Genomic DNA, 19,574 nt, shown 5'->3' on the forward strand with positions numbered 1-19,574 from the left:
TAGCGCCATGGATGGCTTTGAAGGTAAAACCGCAGGGCGCGCCGCGCTCGAATATCCCCTTGGTGAGACGACACCTGATGTCGGAGAAACGCTGGAGGTCGCGCCTGGTATACATTGGGTCCGCATGCCGCTGCCGTTTTCGCTGAAATGGATCAATCTCTGGCTGATTGATGATGGCGAGAAGGGGTGGACCATTGTCGATACAGGCATGCCAATGGATGACACCAAGGCCGCCTGGCGCAAGATTTTTGATGAGAAGCTGGATGGACGACCCGTCTGGCGGGTAATTGTTACTCACATGCACCCCGATCACATTGGCAATGCGGGATGGCTAAGCCGCAAATTCCCAGACAGCGAGCTTTGGATCAGCCGGCTGGAATATATTACCTGCCGCATGCTGGTTGCCGATACAGGGCGCATCGCCCCAGAGGCCGGAACCACCTTCTATAAACGTGCGGGGTGGAACGAAGAGCAGATCGACAACTACAAGGCACGGTTTGGCGGTTTCGGGCGTGCGGTCTCGCAACTGCCCGATAGTTATCGACGACTTGAAGATGGTGACACGTTCGACATGGCGGGTCATGGCTGGCGTGTGATTGTTGGGAATGGACACTCGCCGGAACATGCCTGTCTCTATTGTCCAGCTTTGAATGTGGTGATTTCTGGCGATCAGTTATTGCCACGTATTTCGTCCAACGTATCCGTTTTTCCGACAGAACCGAAAGCAGATCCGCTCAAGGACTGGTTATCGAGCTGTGAGAAACTCAAAGCGGCGTTGCCGGCGGACGTGCTGGTTTTACCAGCCCACAATGAACCTTTTCGTGGTGCACATGACCGTCTGGATGCTTTGATCCACGGCCATGAGATTGCCCTTAAGCGCCTGAAGCAAAGACTGGGGCAGGAACCGCGCCGTGTGGTGGATGTGTTTCCAGCTATCTTTGGTCGCAAGATTGGCGATGATCTGGTCTCAATGGCAACGGGTGAGGCGCTTGCACACATCAACTGCCTGATTGCCCGCAACGAAGCGGTTGGTGAGGCAGATCGAGATGGTGTCGTCTGGTATCGCGCCGTCTAAAATAGCTTGGTCATCTTTTCGTCACGGCTCATCCGCTATAGCGTAGGTGAAAGAGACGAGGACAGGCAGATGAGCGAGCGCGGGCAGACCAATGGCTGGTTCCTGATCGGGATGACCCTGATCATACTTGGCGCAGGCATTTATGGCTTGCTGACCTTGCTCGGTGTCAGTTTCGCAATTGGAGCAGCAAGCGCAGAAACCGGGGCACCCTTATGGGTTATTCTGATTATCCCCGGTTTGGTTGCGGTTGGCTTCCTGATCCTGATCCTGAAAGTCATCATTGATCGGCTCGGCAATGCCGAAGACGACTATTATTCCAAGAACATCGATAAATAGGAGCGCTGACTATGATTGTGACAATGGCAGAGACCGTACCCGGGCGCGAGATTGCTGGCGTGATTGGTACGGTAAAAGGCAACACGGTGCGCACGCGCTTTTTCGGGCGGGATATCATGGCTGGGTTACGCAATCTGGTTGGGGGAGAAATCCCTGAATATACCAAGCTCATGGCTGAAGCGCGTGAACAGGCCATTGACCGTATGATTGCTGATGCTGAAATGGCCGGGGCAGATGCCATCATCAGTATGCGGGTGACAACCAGTATGATTATGGGTGGGTCAGCTGAATTGCTGGCCTATGGTACCGCCGTTCGCCTGTCCTGAGAAAGACGTCATGCAATTTAACCTCGCATGGCTCGCCAGAGCAGGCTAAGCCAAAACCCTGATGTGTGGAGTAAGCCGATGAGCACGGAAGATGTTGCTGTGAGCGAAGACAAACCAAAGAGCTTTGGCGACATTGTCCGCAAAGAGTTGCGAGAGTGGGGCGCGACTCTATCCATCTTCGTTCCGCTGTTTCTGATCTTTTCCGGGCTGGTTTACGAGTTACGCGTCATTCCATCTGAAAGCATGGTGCCGAACCTGCAGGTTGGTGACAGGGTCACCGTCAACAAGTTTGCCTATGGCTATTCCCGCCATTCCATGCCGTTTAGTCTCGGGCGCTATGTGCCTTTGCCAGAGGGTCGGGTCTTTGCCAGTCAGCCAAAGCGCGGTGATGTGGTCGTTTTCGAGCACCCTCATACCCCGCGTGTGATGATCAAGCGGCTGATTGGTTTACCGGGGGATGAGATTCAGGTTCGAAATGGGCAAATCTATCTGGATGGACAGCCGATTGAGCGAACCTTTGAACGCGGCATCACCTATGTCGAACACAAGGATCGTATGCGGGTTGGCGCGCGTGAGTATCGTGAAGCGGTCGGCGATGAAAGCTGGCTGACCCATGATATGGAACGCCGCAATGGCTATGAGAATACGCCGACCTTCCATGTTCCAGAAGGGCACTTCCTGTTCATGGGGGATAATCGCGACAACTCATTAGATGGCCGCGCAGGCATAGGCCATTGTCCGCCAAATGCTGCGGGCGTGATAGATCAGGCCGGATGTGAACCGCGCATCAATCAGGTGACCGGACGGCCTTATGAGCCAGATGATGCTTCAATTGGTTTCGTGCCTTTCTCAAATCTGATTGGCCGGGCTGACACGGTCCTCTTCACAACCTATCGCTGCTCACGCGCAGATGCGCAGCCTTGTATGAAAAAGCGGCTCTGGCGCGGATTGTAGAGGGCTCTAAACCTCACAATTGTTTTACCAGTCATTTACTCTCCTGTTACGCGAATTCGGTATGGAGTTTGCAAGGTGGGGACAGAATTTTGTGTCCCTATTGGAGATGTGGCTTTGAAATACACCCTCTATCGCCCTGCTGAGATGAGCCAAGAGCTCTGGCAAGCCTTCACGGCTCTGCGGGATGCGCGAGCCATTTATGATGATCCTTTCTTTGATCCTGACTTTGCCAGACTGGTTGGCGAGGTGCGTGAGGATACAAGGATTGGGGTTGCCTTTGAGGGCGACAAAGCGGTTGCGTTTTGGCCACTTCATGAGCGCCCCGGGCATTGGGCGCGTCCGATCGGTGGGCCATTCTCGGATTGGCATGCGCCGATCGTTGAGGCTGGCCGTGAGTTGTGCCCTGTTGAATTTCTAAGTGGTCTTGGCCTCTCGGGCATGACCGCGTTCGGCTATATGCCGACCCCTGAGTGCCGGATCGACAATATGCAGCGCGTCGGCGCAAATATGACGGACCTCTCAATGGGCTGGGAAGCTTACCTAGATCAGCAACAGACAGCCTGGCCGAAGCACTTCAAGAAGATGCGTCGGGTTTATCGCGGGGTTGAGCGGGACTTTTCAGAAGTGCAATTTGACTGGGATAATAAATCTGATGCCCAGTTTAACCGCTTGATGGAATTGAAATATGCGCAGTTTGAGAGAACAGGCTTTCACAATGTGCTAAAGCCAGATTGGTCCCGGGCTTTACTGGACCGTCTGCGTCATTTTGAGGGACCACGTTTACGCGCGCGGCTGGTGACCCTTAATTATGATGGCGAACAGGCCGCTGCTGAATTCAATCTACAGTCAGACAAGGTCATGCATGGCTGGTTGACTTCTTTTGATCAGGTGTTTTCCACTTACTCCCCAGGCAATCAGATCTTGCAAAACGTATTACAGGCGATGACTGAAACATCCCTAAGCGTGTATGATGCCGGGCCGGGTCTTGATCACTATAAGCGCCATTATGCGAATTATTATCTCCCAGTAGAACTAGGCGTTCTGCGCGGTCGGCGAGGCAGCTATGCACCCTCGCGGATTGTTGGACGGGTTTGGCGGCGTGCCGAACGTGATTTGCCAGACAGGATGGCGGCTATAATGGGGCGAGTGCGGCGCCGGATGGACCAGATCGCCTTAGCTGAACCGACCATAGGTGCGCGGGTTTCCGGTGTGTTTGGTGCCCTAAGTCAGAGAGACATTTAACCCGATTGTAACACTGGACTTGAATGGAACCACCAACGGTTCTAATCCAACGGCCTCTATTGAAGATGGTTAGAACAGCATGGCCGGATCGGACAAGACACAAGCAAAGCGTGGGCCGATCATTGTATCGCGCCATGGTCGACCTGCGCTGAATCGGGCGGCTGGACCAAAATTGACCTGGCAGGAGTATCAGGACTGGTGGCAACGTTATGAGGCTGGCAGTCTGGCACCTGATCAGGATGCACCGCATGCCCTGAAGCAGGCTGTACAGAATGCGGACTTGGTCCTGAGCTCGATACGCCCCCGGGCGATTGAGACGGCACAATGGGCAACAGACGGACGCGAGCCTGAGCCCCATGCTGTGTTCAATGAAGCGCCTTTGCCCCCGCCGCGCCTGAACGGACGGACTTTCCTGCCTAAAACCTGGAATATTCTGGCGCGCATGGTTTGGCTACAGGGCCATAGTCTGGATGGTGAAAGCGTTGATGAAGCGCGATTGCGAGCGCGTGCGGCGGCAGAGTATCTACATCGCGCAGCGGAAGGACAAAGTGTTTATCTGGCCGCTCATGGTTGGTTTAATCGCATGTTGCGTAGACCATTAAGGCGGCTCGGTTGGGTCTGTGTGCGTGATGGTGGTGATAAGTATTGGAGCTACCGCGTCTACGAATATCGCGGAAAAAGCTAAAACTCCCCATTGAGGCGAACGCATTCGGGCCCTAGGGTGCGCGCTTGGAAAAGAACCGATGGGGTGACCGGCATGGCCAATAAGGCAAAACCCGTAAAAGACATGAGCTTCGAAGAGGCCTTGGCTGAGCTTGAAACAATTGTCCGGCAACTTGAGCAGGGCGATGTCGAGCTGGAACAATCCATCGCGATTTATGAGCGCGGTGCTGAACTCAAGAAACATTGCGAAGCCCGCCTGAAATCTGCTGAACTAAAGGTTGAGCAGATCGTGCAGGGCGCTGATGGTTCAGCGACCACTGAACCGGCGAGTTTCGATTAATGGACATGTTGGGTGACGCCGAGTTTGCCCGTCGCCTCACAGAGGTGGCGGATAAAGTCACGGTTGCACTCGACCAGTTGATCCCGCCTGCGCAGGGGCCGGAAGCCGATCTGATGCGGGCGATGCGGCACTCGGCGCTGGCCAATGGGAAACGCATGCGCCCTTTCTATGTAATTGAGGCCGGGGCTATGTTTGATGCTCCCGAGAAGAGCCTGTTACGAACGGCCGCAGCGCTCGAATGTGTGCATTGCTACTCCCTGGTTCATGATGACTTGCCATGTATGGATGATGATGATTTTCGCCGCGGCCAGCCGACGGTCCATAAAGCCTTTAATGAGGCAACGGCTGTTCTGGCCGGCGATGCCTTGCTGACTTTGGCCTTCAAGATTCTCTCATCACGCGAGACTCATGCCGATCCCCACATTCGCTTGCGCTTGATTGAGCGCTTGGCAGACAATGCTGGCGCATTGGGCATGGTTGGCGGGCAAATGATTGATATGCTTGAGCATGATAGTCCAAGAGATCTGAACACGATTACACGGATGCAGCGGCTTAAGACCGGCGCCTTGATTTCCTATTCAGTTGAAGCCGGGGCGATCATTGGCGGGGCCAATGAAGCTGAACGGAACGCCCTTCACGGCTTTGCTCATGATCTTGGTTTGGCTTTCCAGATCTCTGATGATTTGCTCGATGCAACTGGAAATGAGGCAGAAGTTGGCAAGCCTTTGCGTAAGGATGAAGATGCCGGAAAGGCCAATTTCGTTACGCTTCTGGGTGTAGAGGCGGCCAAGGAGCGGGTGCAGATGCTCGCGTCACAGGCGCGCACCCATCTCGCAATTTTTCGCAATCGCGCCAATATCCTGCTGCAATCGGTTGATTTTGTTCTGGACCGGAACCGCTAATAAGGGTCCGGAGAACCTGATCGCCGACTGAGGGAGGCTTGACCCGATGACTGATCTTAAGAACACGCGCTTGCTCGACGAGGTAAACACACCCGACGATATGAAGGGGCGCACGCGCGAGGAGCTCAAGCAACTTGCTGATGAAGTGCGCGCGGAAGTGATTGATGCGGTGTCCGTCACAGGCGGGCACCTTGGGGCCGGGCTTGGCGTAGTGGAACTGACGGTTGCGATTCATTCCGTGTTTGATGCGCCGGAAGACAAGCTGATCTGGGATGTTGGCCACCAGTGTTATCCGCACAAAATCCTGACCGGGCGGCGCGACCGCATCCGGACGATCCGGCAAGGTGGTGGTCTTTCAGGCTTCACCAAGCGCAGCGAGAGCGAGTATGATCCGTTTGGTGCGGCACATGCCTCAACCTCGATCAGCGCGGGCCACGGCTTTGCCACCGCGCGCGAGCTGCAGGGCAAGGATAATCATGTCATCTCGGTCATCGGTGATGGCTCGATGACGGCGGGCATGGCGTACGAAGCCATGAACAATGTTGGCGGTGATCAGATCCGCCAACTGGTTATTCTCAATGACAATGACATGTCGATCGCGCCCCCGGTTGGCGCGATGAGCCATTACTTCTCGAGGCTGGTTTCTAGCCGTCCGTATCGCGGCTTGCGCAAGTTCGCCAAATCCGTGGTCAAACCGATTGGCCTTGAAACCCCAACCCGTAAGGCGGAGGAGTACCTGCGCGGCTTCGCCATGGGCGGAACGATGTTTGAGGAGCTTGGCTTCTATTATGTCGGTCCGATTGATGGCCATGACCTTGATGTCCTGATCCCGGTTCTGGAAAACATCAAGCGGATGGAACGCCCAGTTCTGCTGCATGTCGTGACGCAGAAGGGGAAGGGCTATGCCCCGGCTGAGAACAGCGCTGACAAGTATCATGGCGTCAGCAAGTTCAATGTCGTCACGGGTGAACAACAAAAAGGCAAAGCCGGGCCACCAAAATACCAGAACGTGTTTGGCGAAACGCTGGTCAAACTGGCTGAAACTGATCCAAAAATCGTTGCGATTACCGCCGCGATGCCATCGGGGACAGGTGTGAACCTGTTTGAGAAGGCCTTTCCGGATCGCGCTTTCGATGTCGGCATCGCTGAGCAACACGCAGTGACCATGGCAGCGGGGCTCGCCGCTGATGGCATGCGCCCCTATGCGGCGATTTACTCAACCTTCCTGCAGCGCGGCTATGATCAGGTTGTCCACGATGTGGCGATCCAGAAACTGCCGGTGCGCTTTGCAATTGATCGGGCGGGTCTGGTTGGTGCAGATGGCCAGACTCATGCAGGCAGTTTCGATGTCGGCTATCTTGGCGCGCTACCGGGCTTTATCTGTATGGCGGCCAGTGATGAGGCAGAGCTGGCGCGTATGGTTGTAACCGCCAATGAGATTGATGATCGCCCAAGTGCTTTCCGCTATCCGCGTGGGGAAGGGACAGGCGTTGAAATTCCAACAGACCTACAGCCGCTTGAGATCGGGAAAGGGCGCATTGTTCGGCAAGGCACCTCGATTGCGATCCTGTCCTATGGTGCGCGTCTGCCCGAAGCACTTAAGGCCGCTGACATGCTTGCCGCCCAGGGCTTGTCGGCAACTGTGGCCGATGCCCGTTTTGCAAAGCCGATTGATGCAGAGCTGACCGAGCGTCTGGCGCGCGAACATGAAGTTCTAATCACAATTGAAGAGGGTGCGCTGGGCGGCTTTGGCGCGTTCGTGTTGCACCACCTGGCTGAATGTGGTGCCTTGGATGCGGGGTTGAAAGTCCGCACCATGCACCTACCCGACATTTTCCAGGACCAGGACAAGCCATACGAAATGTATGAAGAAGCGGGTCTGAATGCGCGCCATATCGCGGCAAAGGCCATTGAAGCGCTGGGGCGCGGTGATGTCAGCGAGATTGAAGCGTTTGCCCGCGCATAAGGCCTGAAAGAAAACACATTTGCCTGCCATCACGCCTTGTTTGGGTGGGGCAATCGGTTGAGTGGTTTCTTTATGATTTTACGATATGTTTTACCGGCTCTCATTCTGGGCTTTGCCGCATGTGAGACAACGCCTCCTGCGCCTGTCGCAATGGAACAAGCAGCTTTCGATGAGGCTTATGCCCTCGCAGAGGCGAACCTCAGTCCTGTCTCCGCCGATCAGGCGCTTAGCGACCTTTTGACCAATCAGGTTCTGTCTTCAGTGCAACGCGCTGAAATCTTGTATCTGCGGGCAGAGAAACGCCGTTTGGGCAAGTTGAACCTGCCCGGTGCGATTTCAGACTATCAACAGTTTCTGAGCCTATTGCCGGAAGATGAGAGAGCGGCGATGGTCGAGGCGCACTTATCGTCCATGCGGATAGATATCCGTGCTGCTGAAGCGAGGCAGTCCCGCTTGCAAAGCATCGAGGCATGGTTTGATGACAAGGTCTTACTCGGTGGGTTGCCAGAAGCGGCTGCCCGATATCGGGAATCTCAACTGACTCCTACTGAGCGACAGATTTATACCCTGCGTGAAGCGGGTTATATCTGTGCGACAGGTTTGGGAGAGCCCGTGCACAATTTTGGGGACGTACCAGCCTATGCGCAGGACCTGACATGGTGTCCTGCGACAGAAGCAGTTTCGTGATCCCATCGCTTTCTCGTCATACTCTTGCCACTGAGTCGCGCGACGACTTGAGCCTGAGACCATATAGGAGATCACCATGCGTCTGATCCTTGCTGCTTCGGCTTTTGCTATCGTTACCGCTTGCGCAAATACCGGTGATGTGAATGTTCCCCCTGCGGAAGTGGAGTTTCCACCGCCGCTTGCCGATCAACCCATTGTGCCCAGCGCTTTTGATCTGGCCATGGGGTCGGTTGATGAGCTTGTCGAAGCTGGAAATGAGCAAGCGGCGATTATGCGGCTTCAGCAATTGGTGGGTATGCAGGATGCAACCGATGCAGAGAAGGCAACAGCCTTGATGAAAATGGCGGATCTACAAGGGTTCGGTGGCAATGATGTTTATGGCGCAATCGATAGCCTCACAGAGCTGATCGAAACGTACCCGGAGAGTGATCTGGTGCCACAGGCGAACGAATTGCGCGACACGTTGCGCGGCAAGGCCACCAGCCTAAACACGATGGCGAATGACCCAAACCGCCCACTGACGGAACGGTTTGAAGCGCGGTTTGAGCTTGGTGAGCACACCGAGGCGGCGGATATGATGCTGGAACGAAATCTGACCCCTGATAATGCCTATTTGCTCGATATGTACCAGATTGGCTACCTCTGTGAGGACGAGACTTTGACGGGACCGTCTTATGCCCTGACGGACACGGACGGTACGGCGCGTACACTTCATTTCTGCGAGTTCGGAAAGTAGATTTCCGGGCGAGGGCGGGGCCTGATTTTATCTGGCTGTCCAGCGTACAAAATGGCGCAGATTTTGGTGATAAACCCGGTTGCGATTGTTCGCGTATTCGGGGAGTCTGGCACAGGGATTGCTGGGGTGGCTGTGTAGATTGCACAGGACCAAATATCTATGCGTTCGTTTATCGCCATTGTTTCTGCAGGCACGCTTGCCCTGTTAACACTGCTTTTCTTGACCCCTCTGGCTACCACTCAATCTCCTGAAGGCAACGATGCTGTGATCGATTCTCCCCAAGTTATGGGTATGTAGAGTAAGCCGTACTCTGCAGAATGCACCGGGAATGGGGCTTGTGGTTTCCATTTGATCACGAATTCAGCAGGCTGCCCCGGCGGTATCCCCTTTTACTGACGCTGGCGTCATGGTTTATCGGTTTCCAATAATGATAACCGGAGGATACCCATGACCGCAGCTGCCCCGCTTCCTGATAACTGGCCCGTTCTATCGATTGCGCAGGCAAATGCTGCGCTTGGTGCATCCGAAACCCCGCTTCACGTGGGCGAAGCTGACGTAAATGGCGTCACCATGAAAGTGTACGATATGGCCCCGCCGACCGTCCGCTTCATGCTGGAAATGGCGGAACAGCAATTCGGCGATCTCGACTATCTGATCTATGAAGATGAGCGTGTTACCTATAGCGCCATGGCGCGCGCGGTGGAGCATTTTGCTGGCGTATTGATCGAGAAGTACGGCGTTCAAAAAGGTGATCGGGTTGCGGTGATTATGCGCAACTATCCCCAATGGCCTGTCCCCTTCTTTGCCGCACTCTCTATCGGTGCAATTGCAACACCGATGAACTCTTGGTGGACAGGTGAAGAGCTGGAATATGGACTCAAGGATAGCGGGGCGAAAGTTGCTGTTGTTGATGGCCAGATTTATGAGCGCATCCGCGAGCATCTTGGTAGCTTGCCTGATCTTGAAGCCATCATCATTGCGCGCGATGAGGAAGAAGAGCACGGGGATCCACGCGTGCGCTCGCTGGAGAGCTTTATTGGCCCCGTCGCGCATTGGGCTGGATTGGCGAAGATTGGCTTGCCGCCAGTTGATCTGGCGCCGGATGATGACGCGACCATCATGTACACGTCCGGCACGACTGGGCGCCCAAAAGGCGCACTTGCCTCTCACCGCGCGATTATTTCGAATATGCTGAACTCAATGACCTGTCAGGCGCGCATGTTGCTGCGTCGGGGGGAAGCGATCCCGGCGCCCGAAGACCGTGAGCTTGGCGGTACTTTGATTGCCATTCCCTTCTTTCATGCGACAGGCGCTTTCGCGATCCTGATCCCGACTTTGCTGCGCGGCGACAAAATCGTTTGCATGTATAAGTGGGACGCTGGCAAAGCCCTGCCGATCATTGAGCGCGAAAAGATTACGGCGGTTGGGGGCGTGCCAGCAATCGCGTGGCAACTTCTGGAGCATCCAGATCGCGATAAGTACGATCTGTCCTCAATTATCGCCGTATCTTATGGCGGCGCGCCTTCTGCGCCAGAGCTGGTTTCGACGATCAAGAAACGCTTCCCAGAGGCTGCGCCGGGTAATGGCTGGGGGATGACTGAGACCTGTGCAACATCGACACTGAATCTAGGCGAGGATTATGTGAACCGCCCAAGCAGCGCCGGCGCGCCTCCCGGAGCAGTTGAGCTGAAAATTGTTGGCCCTGAGGGGCAAAGCCTGCCGGCTGGTGAGGTTGGTGAGCTTTGGTGCAAGGGGCCGATGAATTGCAAGCTCTATTGGAATCGGCCTGATGCGACCGCTGAAACTTTCCGGGATGGTTGGGTGGTGACCGGTGATCTCGCTTATCTGGACGAAGAGGGTTTCCTCTATCTGGTTGACCGGGCCAAGGATATGCTGATCCGTGGCGGCGAAAACGTCTACTGTATCGAGGTGGAGAGCGCGCTGTATGACCATCCGGCTGTCATGGATGCGGCGGTTGTCGGTATTCCGCATAAGGTTCTGGGCGAAGAGGTCGGCGCGGTCGTTCAGCTCAAACCCGGTAGTGAGGCGAGCGAGGATGAGTTGCGCGCGCATGTCGCCAGCCAGTTGGCCGCCTTCAAGGTGCCAGTTGAAATCCAGTTTGAGAGTGAACCCTTGCCGCGTAACGCCAATGGCAAGATCCTGAAACCGGTTTTGCGTGAACGGTTTGAAGCACGAGGATAGAGCGTGAGCGATGAGAATGCGGCGTACCCTAAGCGAGCTTCAGGCGCGCCTCTGGCTTTAGAGCAAAGAGAGGAAACCGGAGACGGGCGGCGGTTTTCGCCGTCTATTGCGCGGAACCGTGACGTCGTACGGGATGTTTTCCGGGCGCATATGCCCACTGCGGGGCAAGTGCTGGAAATTGCTTCTGGCACGGGGGAGCATGGCACCTACATCGTTTCGGCTCTGCCAGACTTGTCGTGGACATATAGTGATATTGATCCAGCAGGTCGGGCTAGCCAAACGGCATGGGCGCAACAGACTGGTGATGGGCGCCTGCACGGGCCGTTAGAGATTGATGTCACAGTGGCCGGATGGGCCAACATTGCGAGCTTATCCGATTTCGACGGCGTGTTCTGCGCTAACATGATCCATATCGCGCCGTTTGCTGCGACCGAGGGGCTGTTTCAGGGCCTTGGCGAGGGGCTTCGCCAAGGGGGACGTTTTATGCTGTATGGTCCGTTTGCCCGTGATGGCGATATTGCGCCATCGAATGCGCGCTTTAGTGAAGACCTGAAACGCCGAGATCCGAGCTGGGGGGTCAGGGACCTCGTTCGAGATATTCTGCCACTTGCGGCATCTGTACATCTATCGCTGGTCGAAATTGTGGAGATGCCCGCCAATAACCTGTCAGTCATCTTTGAGCGGGCATAAGCTATGCACAATCAAAATGGTCTGTGCCCCTGAAATCAGGCAGCTTGTACCGCGCGCAAGTGACCATAGTTTTCGAGGCGGTTAACCTCTGAAGTGAGCCACTGGTAATGCCGTTCAACGCGCTCGACTTCTGCGATGTCGATTTCGGCTCGCGTGGCAATTTCCTCACGCCAGGCTTCGATGACCTGAACTTGTCGTTTCAGCCAGTCAATCATGGTGACATCGGAGATAGGAATACACATTGGGCAGGTCCTCATTTTAGCGACTCACAAATAGTATGTCATCAAGATATGAAATTGCAAGTCATTCTCAATAAGGGGTTATGCTTATCCCAGCTTTCCGTTTTTGCATGGACCATTTGAAGAAAGAGCGCATTTTTCGGGTGGCGCAGGATCGCGTATCCGCCTAAGGCCGTTGCATGTCACCTGCAATGCGTCTTGGTTTTCTCTGCTGTCTCGGTTGCTACACGATTTGGGGCTGCTTGCCGCTCTACTTCCGAGCGCTCGACCATATTGCACCGAATGAAATGCTGGCCCACCGGATTATCTGGAGTGTACCAACAGGCCTTATCTTTATGGCCATTGCGCGGAACTGGTCTGAGTTAAAGGCGGCCCTGACACGCCGTCGCATAATCTATCTGACAGGCTCGGCGCTTCTGATTGGCCTGAATTGGCTAATTTATATCTGGGCGGTTGGCCAGGAACGGGTCATGGAAGCCAGTCTCGGCTATTATATCAACCCACTCGTCAACGTTTTGATCGGTGCTGTCTTTTTCGCTGAGCACTTGCGGATTGCCCAATGGGTTGCTGTCGGTCTGGCAACGATTGGCGTGACCATCATGACTATGGCGCTTGGTTCCCTGCCTTGGGTGGCTCTGGTGCTATGTTTCACTTTTGCGTTCTATTCCGTCATTCGCAAACAGGTTCAGGTCGATAGCCGGGCAGGGTTTGTGGTTGAGGCTGCGATTCTGGCGCCGCTCGCGCTGATCTGGCTGGGTTGGTTTGTTGGGCAGCCGAGCGGTCGTCTTATGGGGGAAGGCGGAATGGATATTCCACTCCTCCTGGCATCCGGGCCAATCACTGCGGTTCCGCTGATCTTATTTGCCGTTGCTGCAAAACGGCTGCGCTTCTCAACCATCGGGATGATGCAATATATTGGCCCAACCTTGCAGTTTCTGATCGCTGTAGCGCTGTTCAAGGAGCCTTTCGGGCAGACCCATGCATGGGCTTTCGGCTTCATCTGGCTCGCCCTGATTGTATTCAGTACAGACAGTCTGGTTGGCGATGCCAAAGCTAAACGTCTGGCCAGAGCAGCAGCGTCTGTACGCTAGAACCCGGCAGGCTCAGGTAAGCCTTCGCTGCTGATGCAGATTACATTAAAGCGGGTGCCCATGTCTTCTGGGTCTACAAGGCGGCGTAACCCATCATAGAGTTCATTGGCTTCAGCCGGGTTGGCCCGTGTGAGTTGGTTCAACCGCGTTTCTGCTCCCAGACTCATCAGGAAGCCGCCCTGTGGCGCCGGTCCGGCAACAGATAGTCTGGACCCATGAGCCAGTCGACGCAGGCGGCCAAAATCGACATCAACGGTCAGATCGGATTCCCCGGGGGCTTCAAAGGGGGACATCTGTACCCCGTCACGGAAGGCACGCAGCGTATCTGTCGGAGCTTTCATGGCATCCCCATAATCGATCAAAAGGGCACGCCCAAGAGTCTTGGAAAACAGGCTGGAAAGCGTTGCCGACAGCGTTTCCAGGCCTGGCTGTAACTCAAACGATTCAACTTTTGAATTGGCGGGGAATCGGCTTGCGTCTGCAGCGTCTGATGCCAGGCCCAGAGTTAAATTCCCTTCCGAGTCGGCCCCGATCATGCGTTCATGCCAAGTCTCTCCGGTGCGCTGGAATTGGCGCGCCGGGAGGCAATCGAGCCATTCATTGGCGAGGATCAGTATAGGTTGGTCAGTCGGAAGCTCGCTCAAGTCCTCAACAAAGGTTGGCGTATAGCGGGCGAGCCGCTCGCGCAGGTTCTGCTGCAGGGCAGGGCTTGGTTCAATCAGGTGTAGGTCGATGGCTTGACTAAAGCCCGGTGTATTGGTTGCGGCTCTTAAGGCATCGCTGATCAGGGTGCCGCGTCCTGGGCCGACTTCGCATAGGGTCAGTCGCGACGGCGCGCCCATCTGGTTCCACTCATAGGCCGCCCAAAGCCCGAGCAGCTCGCCGAAAATCTGGCTGATTTCAGGGGCGGTAATGAAGTCATGGCCCAAGCCGGGACGTGTCGCGTAATAGCCCTGCTGACTGTCATGCAGACAGATATCCATATAAGTGGCGACACTAATAGGTCCCTGAGCGCGGATCATGCTCAGGATACGATCTTTCAGGCTTTGCTCGCTCATTACGGTCTACAAAGCCTGAGGTAAAGGCCAGCCCCGTCGGGCACAGGCCGCAAGGACTGTGTTTCTCAATAGGCAGGCAATGGTCATGGGACCAACTCCGCCCGGCACAGGTGTAATCGACCCTGCGACCGCTGCGCAGCTATCGTAATCGGCATCACCAACAAGGCGCGTTTTACCTTCCCCCTTTTCCGGCGCTGGAATGCGATTGATGCCGACATCAATCACGCAAGCGCCCGGCTTGAGCCAGTCGCCCTTGACCATTTGCGGGCGTCCAACGGCAGGAACAACAATATCAGCTGTACGGCACAGAGCAGGCAGATCAGCGGTGCGGCTATGCGCGATCGAGATCGTGCAATTCTCGGCCAGAAACAGCAGCGCAGCAGGCTTCCCGACAAGGATCGAGCGTCCGATCACGACGACATGTTTGCCCGAAAGGTCGTCCCCAAGCGCGCTTTTGGCAAGGATAACGCAGCCGGTTGGTGTGCACGGTCGCAGGCCCGGTTTGCCAAGGCTGAGCCGGCCTGCAGAGGCCTCGGTCAGGCCGTCAACATCCTTATCCGGGTGAATTTTCTCAATCGCAGCCGCCTCATTCAGACCCTTTGGCAAAGGTAGCTGCAGGAGAATGCCGTCAACCTCGTCATCTGCGTTCAGGGATGCGATCAGCGTCTCAACCTGATCCTGTGTGGCGTCTGCCGGGAGGTGATGGTGTAGCGAACGCATACCGCATTCTTCGGTCTGACGGACCTTATTGCGAACATAGACTTGTGAGGCAGGATCTTCCCCGACCAGAACAACGGCGAGAGTTGGCTGTCCGGGCAGGGTCGCAACAACGTCTTTAACAGCGGCGCGTACGTCCGCGGCAACTTCTTTTCCTGAAATTACACTCGCCGTCATGCCTCATCCACTCCCCGATCAGGTGTACTGCAACCGTCCCGTCTGTGCAGTCAACATGGAGTGTCTTAATCCGGGTGGTCTGTCCCGTCACCACACGAACAGCAGATCGCGGCGACTTGAGCGTTTGCAACACAAACCGCTTAACCGCAAACCTCGTTGGAAGACGTTTAGGGGAGGCGGAGCCGTGCCTAAATAAAAGCGGGGTAGATATAATAGTCGATAACGCGCTGCAGGAAGAAGATGCCAAGGATCAAGACAAGCGGTGCCAGATCAATGCCGCCTGTCTGAGGCAGGAAGTTCCGGATTGGCCGTAAATTCGGTTCAGTGATCTGATGCAAGGCCCGCCAGATGCTCGCAACCAGCTGATTGCTCGTGTTCAGGACATTGAACGCAATCAACCATGACAGGATGGCTTGAATAATCAGAACCCAGATTCCGAGCTGGAGAATGATCATAACCAAATCAAGAACGGCGCGCATCGACGAGCTCCAATAGTAACAACCTTTTCTTTGACCTAGGGTGGTTCATGCCCGCTCGCAAGCGGAACTAACCGTCAGTATTGCGGAAACGGCGTGATTGTGCCGCGACCATTTTGCGTCCGATCGGCTCAGGTAGGATACGGGTCAGCGTTGCGAGGCCTTTATTCACTGCGCCAGGTACAATGACGGGCTGTCCACGCTCACAGGCATTGATCCCTGCTTCAACGACGGGTGCTGCCTCCATCCACATCCATTTTGGCATTTCGTTTGTGGCTTCGCGTGTCCCGTTCACATCGTGGAATTCAGACCATGTGAAGCCAGGGCAAAGTGCTGTGCAGTGAACGTCATGATGGCCGGCGGCTTTTGCTTCTGCTGCAATGCTTTCAGAGAATTTGATCAGGCCTGATTTCACGCTGGCATAGAGCGTGTGACCGTTTGAGCCGGGTGTATAGCCGGCCAGAGACGCAACATTAATAATCCGGCCAAACCCACGCTCCGCCATACCGGAGAGCGCTTTATGCGTTAGCTCGATTGGCGCTGTATAGAGCACGCGGAGGAAATCGGCCTGGTCTTCCCATTTGGTGTTGAAGAAGGTCCCGGTCAGGCCATAGCCAGCATTATTGACAATGCCATCGACAACACGGCCTTCATCGGCAATCTCCGACAGGATTGTGTCCACGCTATCTGAGGCGGCGAGATCCTTTGCAATGACGATCGTGGAGATGCGGTTCTTCTCCTCAAGTTCCCGGGCGAGGGCCTCAAGGCGATCCGCCCGCCGCGCCGTGAGCGCAATATCCCAGCCTCGCGCAGCGTACTGACGGGCAAATTCAGCGCCGATACCAGCCGAAGCACCTGTAATCAGCATAAGTTTTCTGGCGGTCATGGAGGCTCCTCTATCCGGCTTTGCGCCAGACGTTTACTTTGGTCAAAAAGGCAAGTTGTGTGCGTTCAAGCGTGAAGCCAGCAGCGGTCATAGCGGGTTCAAAATCCCAGCTTAGATAGCCCTTATAATAGGGTTCATGGAAGCCTTCCGGGAAGTATTCAAGGAAGCCGTCAACGCCCGGATTATCTCCAAATTGCAGGCTGTCGGCGACAATGAAGGCGCCTCCAGGGTTCAGGATCCGGGCGGCTTCGGCAATGACTTGCGGGCGCACACGCGGGGGCAATTCGTGGAAAAGATAGATTGAGATCAGGCTGTCAAAGCCCTCATCTTCAAATGGCATTGCTTCGGCTTGGGCTTCAACAATATCGACTTGAGGCCAGTGCCGGACAGCTTTTCGCGCTGCCTCGGCATAAGGCGGGGACAGGTCGAGCCCGGTTAAGAGCAGACGCGGGAAAGTGTGTAGGATCTGCGCCATGAACCGGCCGGTTCCACAAGCAACATCCAATGTGTGATGTGTGCGCTGATCCTTGCTCTGAAGCTCTCGGGCAAGCTCTGCAAGGGCGGCCCGGCGCATCGCACTTGCGGATCCGGTAAACAAGGCTTCGACCTGATGATCATAGATTTTAGCACTATCGTCCGACAGCCAGCCATCGGTCTGATAGTGGAAATTCTGTCTGTAATAGGCTGGGAACCGTTCTGGGTCAGCCGCTTCCGAGGTGCGCACTTCAGTGCCATCGCGTTGAACGCGCCGACGGTCGACTTCAGAAACATCCGCCAGAAAAGCGCGGGCGCGTTTTACAGCTTTTGGAAAATCACGGGGGCGAAGCTCGCGGTGGACAGGGTCGCGATAAAGGCCCGCTTCGATATTGATGCGATCCTGCTTGAATAGGTCGAAATAAGCTTTCCGAAGCGCTTTCATGTCCGGCTTATGATCCGGTTTGAAAACCGGCTCGCCTGGGCGGTTGAAGCCAGCAGAGCGGCGCCGGGCAATGGCATATTGCCCGCCATACCAGGCCGACCGCAATCCTTGCGCCGCCGTATATCGTGCGCGTCCAGCCGTTTTGGCGATGTCCTTTAAAACGCCCATGCTGGTGAACATGGTCTTGAATCATGACTGCGTAAAGTGCGGTTACTTAACCCGGGCTTCAGGCCGCGTTCAGGTTGATCTTGCCAATGTTCAAGGCAGAGTGGGCAAAAGCCCTCCGTATAAGGAGATCATATCATGATCCAGAAACTGTTTTCTTCCGGACTTTTGATGGGCGGGATGGCGCTCTGCCTGACACCTATGGCTACAGCACAATATGATTATGGCTATGGTCATAATGACGGCTATTATCACCAGCCTGCGCCAACGCGTGTGAGTATACCCTGTCAGCGCGAGAAGAATGACAACCGCCTCGCTGGTGCTGTCGTCGGCGCGGTTGCCGGTGGCTTACTTGGCTCCGCCATTGGTGAGAACGCAGACGACGATCATGATCGCTATGGCTACCGAGGATACCGCGGTTACCGCGGATATAGAGGCTATCGTGGCCACCGCCGTTACCATCGTCACCATGACAGTGATGACGGCCAGATAGCTGGCGCTGTAATCGGTGCAGTCCTTGGCGGTGTTGTTGGCAGTGAGCTGGCCGCAAGCACAACCGATTGCCATGATAGCAGCGTTTCTGGTTATCGTTATGGCGATGTCCCACCGCCAACCCGTCGCCCGCATACGGTAACACGTGACTATGGCTACACTCATCCCGCGCCGCGGCCCGTATCAACGACAACGCGCACGGTTCGGGTTGAGGAAGAGCCTCTCTATGGCGGTCCGGCTTATGAGTCTGATTGTCAAACCGTACAGCGCGAAACCCGTTTGCCTGATGGCAGTGTGATCCGTGAACCCGTTAGCGTTTGCCGCGATGGCAGTGGCCGCTGGGAACTCACTGACGACCAAGTGCGTTACTAGAGACTGCGGGTAAACGCTCAAAACCCTCGTTGCTAAACAGCGACGGGGGCTTTTATGTGCGGGTGCGCCTGATAGCCCTCAATGGTGAAGTCTTCATATTCCCAGCCGAACAGATCTGTTTTGTCTGGGTTCAGTAGCATTTTCGGCAGGGGGTAGGGCTCCCGTGTGAGCTGAAGCTGGGCCTGCTCGAAATGGTTTGCATAAAGATGGGCATCGCCAAATGTGTGGACGAATTCGCCAGCCTCTAACCCCGTGGCGCGGGCCATCATCATAGTAAAAAGCGCATAAGAGGCGATGTTGAAGGGCACACCCAGAAACACATCAGCAGAGCGTTGATAAAGCTGGCAGTTCAGCCGCCCATTTATGACATTGAACTGGAACAGACAGTGACAGGGCGGCAGCGCCATATCCGGGACATCGGCCGGGTTCCAGGCTGAGACCACCATTCGCCGCGAATTTGGATTCGTGCGGATTTCGTTCAGCACCCACTGAATCTGATCGATGACGCGACCATCCGGGGCGGCCCAACTGCGCCACTGTTTGCCATACACAGGACCGAGATCACCATTCTCATCGGCCCACTCGTCCCAGATGCTGACCTTATTGTCTTTCAGGTAAGCGATATTCGTATCGCCCTTCAGGAACCAGAGCAGTTCGATGATGATGGAACGAAGATGGAGTTTCTTCGTTGTTACCATTGGAAAACCAGCGGCGAGGTCAAACCGCATCTGTCGACCGAAAACCCCGCGTGTGCCTGTGCCAGTTCGATCACCACGATCTGTCCCATTCTCAAGGATGTCGCGTAGAAGGTCATGATATTGCTGCATGGAGATACGAATCACCGACTCGCACGGGCTTGTCCA

22 protein-coding genes are annotated in these 19,574 nt (G+C 55.4%); 15 read left to right on the plus strand and 7 right to left on the minus strand.

Annotated elements, in window-relative coordinates; translation table 11 throughout:
* The first annotated feature begins 7 nt into the window (after positions 1-7).
* The 13 genes from RYZ27_RS03865 (at position 8) to RYZ27_RS03925 (ending at position 12,119) form a co-directional block, all read left to right on the plus strand.
* A complete protein-coding gene (locus RYZ27_RS03865) occupies positions 8-1,075 on the plus strand; it encodes an MBL fold metallo-hydrolase (RefSeq protein WP_406681045.1) in 1,068 nt (355 codons plus the stop codon).
* A 69-nt stretch (positions 1,076-1,144) separates the two neighbouring features.
* A complete protein-coding gene (locus RYZ27_RS03870) occupies positions 1,145-1,411 on the plus strand; it encodes a hypothetical protein (protein WP_406681046.1) in 267 nt (88 codons plus the stop codon).
* Positions 1,412-1,422: 11 nt separating this feature from the next.
* The gene (locus RYZ27_RS03875; RefSeq protein WP_406681047.1) at positions 1,423-1,737 is read left to right on the plus strand and encodes a YbjQ family protein; all 315 of its coding nucleotides are present in this window, start codon (positions 1,423-1,425) and stop codon (positions 1,735-1,737) included.
* A 78-nt stretch (positions 1,738-1,815) separates the two neighbouring features.
* Positions 1,816-2,691: a signal peptidase I gene (gene lepB / locus RYZ27_RS03880; protein WP_406681048.1), complete on the plus strand. Its 876-nt coding sequence runs from the start codon at positions 1,816-1,818 to the stop codon at positions 2,689-2,691.
* Between the two features lie 114 nt (positions 2,692-2,805).
* Positions 2,806-3,933: a GNAT family N-acetyltransferase gene (locus tag RYZ27_RS03885; RefSeq protein WP_406681049.1), complete on the plus strand. Its 1,128-nt coding sequence runs from the start codon at positions 2,806-2,808 to the stop codon at positions 3,931-3,933.
* Between the two features lie 79 nt (positions 3,934-4,012).
* On the plus strand, positions 4,013-4,618 hold the full coding sequence (locus RYZ27_RS03890) for a histidine phosphatase family protein (protein ID WP_406681050.1): 606 nt from the start codon (positions 4,013-4,015) through the stop codon (positions 4,616-4,618).
* Between the two features lie 72 nt (positions 4,619-4,690).
* A complete protein-coding gene (locus RYZ27_RS03895; protein ID WP_406681051.1) occupies positions 4,691-4,936 on the plus strand; it encodes an exodeoxyribonuclease VII small subunit in 246 nt (81 codons plus the stop codon).
* A complete protein-coding gene (locus tag RYZ27_RS03900) occupies positions 4,936-5,838 on the plus strand; it encodes a polyprenyl synthetase family protein (protein ID WP_406681052.1) in 903 nt (300 codons plus the stop codon). Before RYZ27_RS03895 ends, RYZ27_RS03900 begins: the two co-directional genes overlap by 1 nt.
* Positions 5,839-5,884: 46 nt before the next feature.
* On the plus strand, positions 5,885-7,804 hold the full coding sequence (dxs, locus tag RYZ27_RS03905) for a 1-deoxy-D-xylulose-5-phosphate synthase (RefSeq protein WP_406681053.1): 1,920 nt from the start codon (positions 5,885-5,887) through the stop codon (positions 7,802-7,804).
* A gap of 72 nt (positions 7,805-7,876) precedes the next feature.
* Complete coding sequence (locus tag RYZ27_RS03910) at positions 7,877-8,491, plus strand: hypothetical protein (RefSeq protein ID WP_406681054.1); 615 nt, start codon at positions 7,877-7,879, stop codon at positions 8,489-8,491.
* Between the two features lie 76 nt (positions 8,492-8,567).
* On the plus strand, positions 8,568-9,227 hold the full coding sequence (locus RYZ27_RS03915) for a tetratricopeptide repeat protein (protein ID WP_406681055.1): 660 nt from the start codon (positions 8,568-8,570) through the stop codon (positions 9,225-9,227).
* A 447-nt stretch (positions 9,228-9,674) separates the two neighbouring features.
* The gene (locus tag RYZ27_RS03920; RefSeq protein ID WP_406681056.1) at positions 9,675-11,429 is read left to right on the plus strand and encodes a class I adenylate-forming enzyme family protein; all 1,755 of its coding nucleotides are present in this window, start codon (positions 9,675-9,677) and stop codon (positions 11,427-11,429) included.
* A gap of 3 nt (positions 11,430-11,432) precedes the next feature.
* Complete coding sequence (locus RYZ27_RS03925) at positions 11,433-12,119, plus strand: DUF938 domain-containing protein (RefSeq protein WP_406681057.1); 687 nt, start codon at positions 11,433-11,435, stop codon at positions 12,117-12,119.
* Between the two features lie 35 nt (positions 12,120-12,154).
* Here RYZ27_RS03925 and RYZ27_RS03930 read toward each other — a convergent pair whose 3' ends face one another.
* Positions 12,155-12,361 (minus strand): hypothetical protein, encoded by a 207-nt coding sequence (locus RYZ27_RS03930; RefSeq protein WP_406681058.1) that lies wholly within the window; start codon positions 12,359-12,361, stop codon positions 12,155-12,157.
* A 176-nt stretch (positions 12,362-12,537) separates the two neighbouring features.
* Between RYZ27_RS03930 and rarD the strand changes: the two genes are divergently transcribed.
* Positions 12,538-13,449, plus strand: a complete 912-nt coding sequence (gene rarD / locus RYZ27_RS03935; protein WP_406681059.1) for an EamA family transporter RarD — start codon at positions 12,538-12,540, stop codon at positions 13,447-13,449.
* Here the strand turns inward: rarD and RYZ27_RS03940 are convergent.
* The 5 genes from RYZ27_RS03940 to RYZ27_RS03960 form a co-directional block, all read right to left on the minus strand.
* Positions 13,446-14,507 (minus strand): class I SAM-dependent methyltransferase, encoded by a 1,062-nt coding sequence (locus RYZ27_RS03940; protein ID WP_406681060.1) that lies wholly within the window; start codon positions 14,505-14,507, stop codon positions 13,446-13,448. The two genes, rarD and RYZ27_RS03940, sit on opposite strands and share 4 nt — an antisense overlap.
* 6 nt (positions 14,508-14,513) lie before the next feature.
* The gene (folD, locus tag RYZ27_RS03945) at positions 14,514-15,401 is read right to left on the minus strand and encodes a bifunctional methylenetetrahydrofolate dehydrogenase/methenyltetrahydrofolate cyclohydrolase FolD (protein WP_406681061.1); all 888 of its coding nucleotides are present in this window, start codon (positions 15,399-15,401) and stop codon (positions 14,514-14,516) included.
* A gap of 188 nt (positions 15,402-15,589) precedes the next feature.
* Complete coding sequence (locus RYZ27_RS03950; RefSeq protein ID WP_406681062.1) at positions 15,590-15,880, minus strand: YggT family protein; 291 nt, start codon at positions 15,878-15,880, stop codon at positions 15,590-15,592.
* Positions 15,881-15,947: 67 nt separating this feature from the next.
* Positions 15,948-16,763, minus strand: coding sequence for an SDR family NAD(P)-dependent oxidoreductase (locus tag RYZ27_RS03955; RefSeq protein ID WP_406681063.1), 816 nt, complete (start codon positions 16,761-16,763; stop codon positions 15,948-15,950).
* 10 nt (positions 16,764-16,773) lie between these two features.
* Positions 16,774-17,850 carry a class I SAM-dependent methyltransferase gene (locus RYZ27_RS03960; protein ID WP_406681064.1) on the minus strand — a complete coding sequence of 359 codons (1,077 nt, stop codon included), beginning with the start codon at positions 17,848-17,850 and terminating at the stop codon, positions 16,774-16,776.
* Positions 17,851-17,985: 135 nt separating this feature from the next.
* On the opposite strand from RYZ27_RS03960, the gene RYZ27_RS03965 reads away from it, so the two are divergent.
* Positions 17,986-18,711: a glycine zipper 2TM domain-containing protein gene (locus tag RYZ27_RS03965; protein ID WP_406681065.1), complete on the plus strand. Its 726-nt coding sequence runs from the start codon at positions 17,986-17,988 to the stop codon at positions 18,709-18,711.
* 32 nt (positions 18,712-18,743) lie between these two features.
* Here RYZ27_RS03965 and RYZ27_RS03970 read toward each other — a convergent pair whose 3' ends face one another.
* The gene (locus RYZ27_RS03970) at positions 18,744-19,538 is read right to left on the minus strand and encodes a thymidylate synthase (protein ID WP_406681757.1); all 795 of its coding nucleotides are present in this window, start codon (positions 19,536-19,538) and stop codon (positions 18,744-18,746) included.
* Positions 19,539-19,574 lie beyond the last annotated feature (36 nt).

It is taken from the genome of Hyphomonas sp. FCG-A18, from assembly GCF_045287255.1.
GTDB lineage: Bacteria > Pseudomonadota > Alphaproteobacteria > Caulobacterales > Hyphomonadaceae > Henriciella.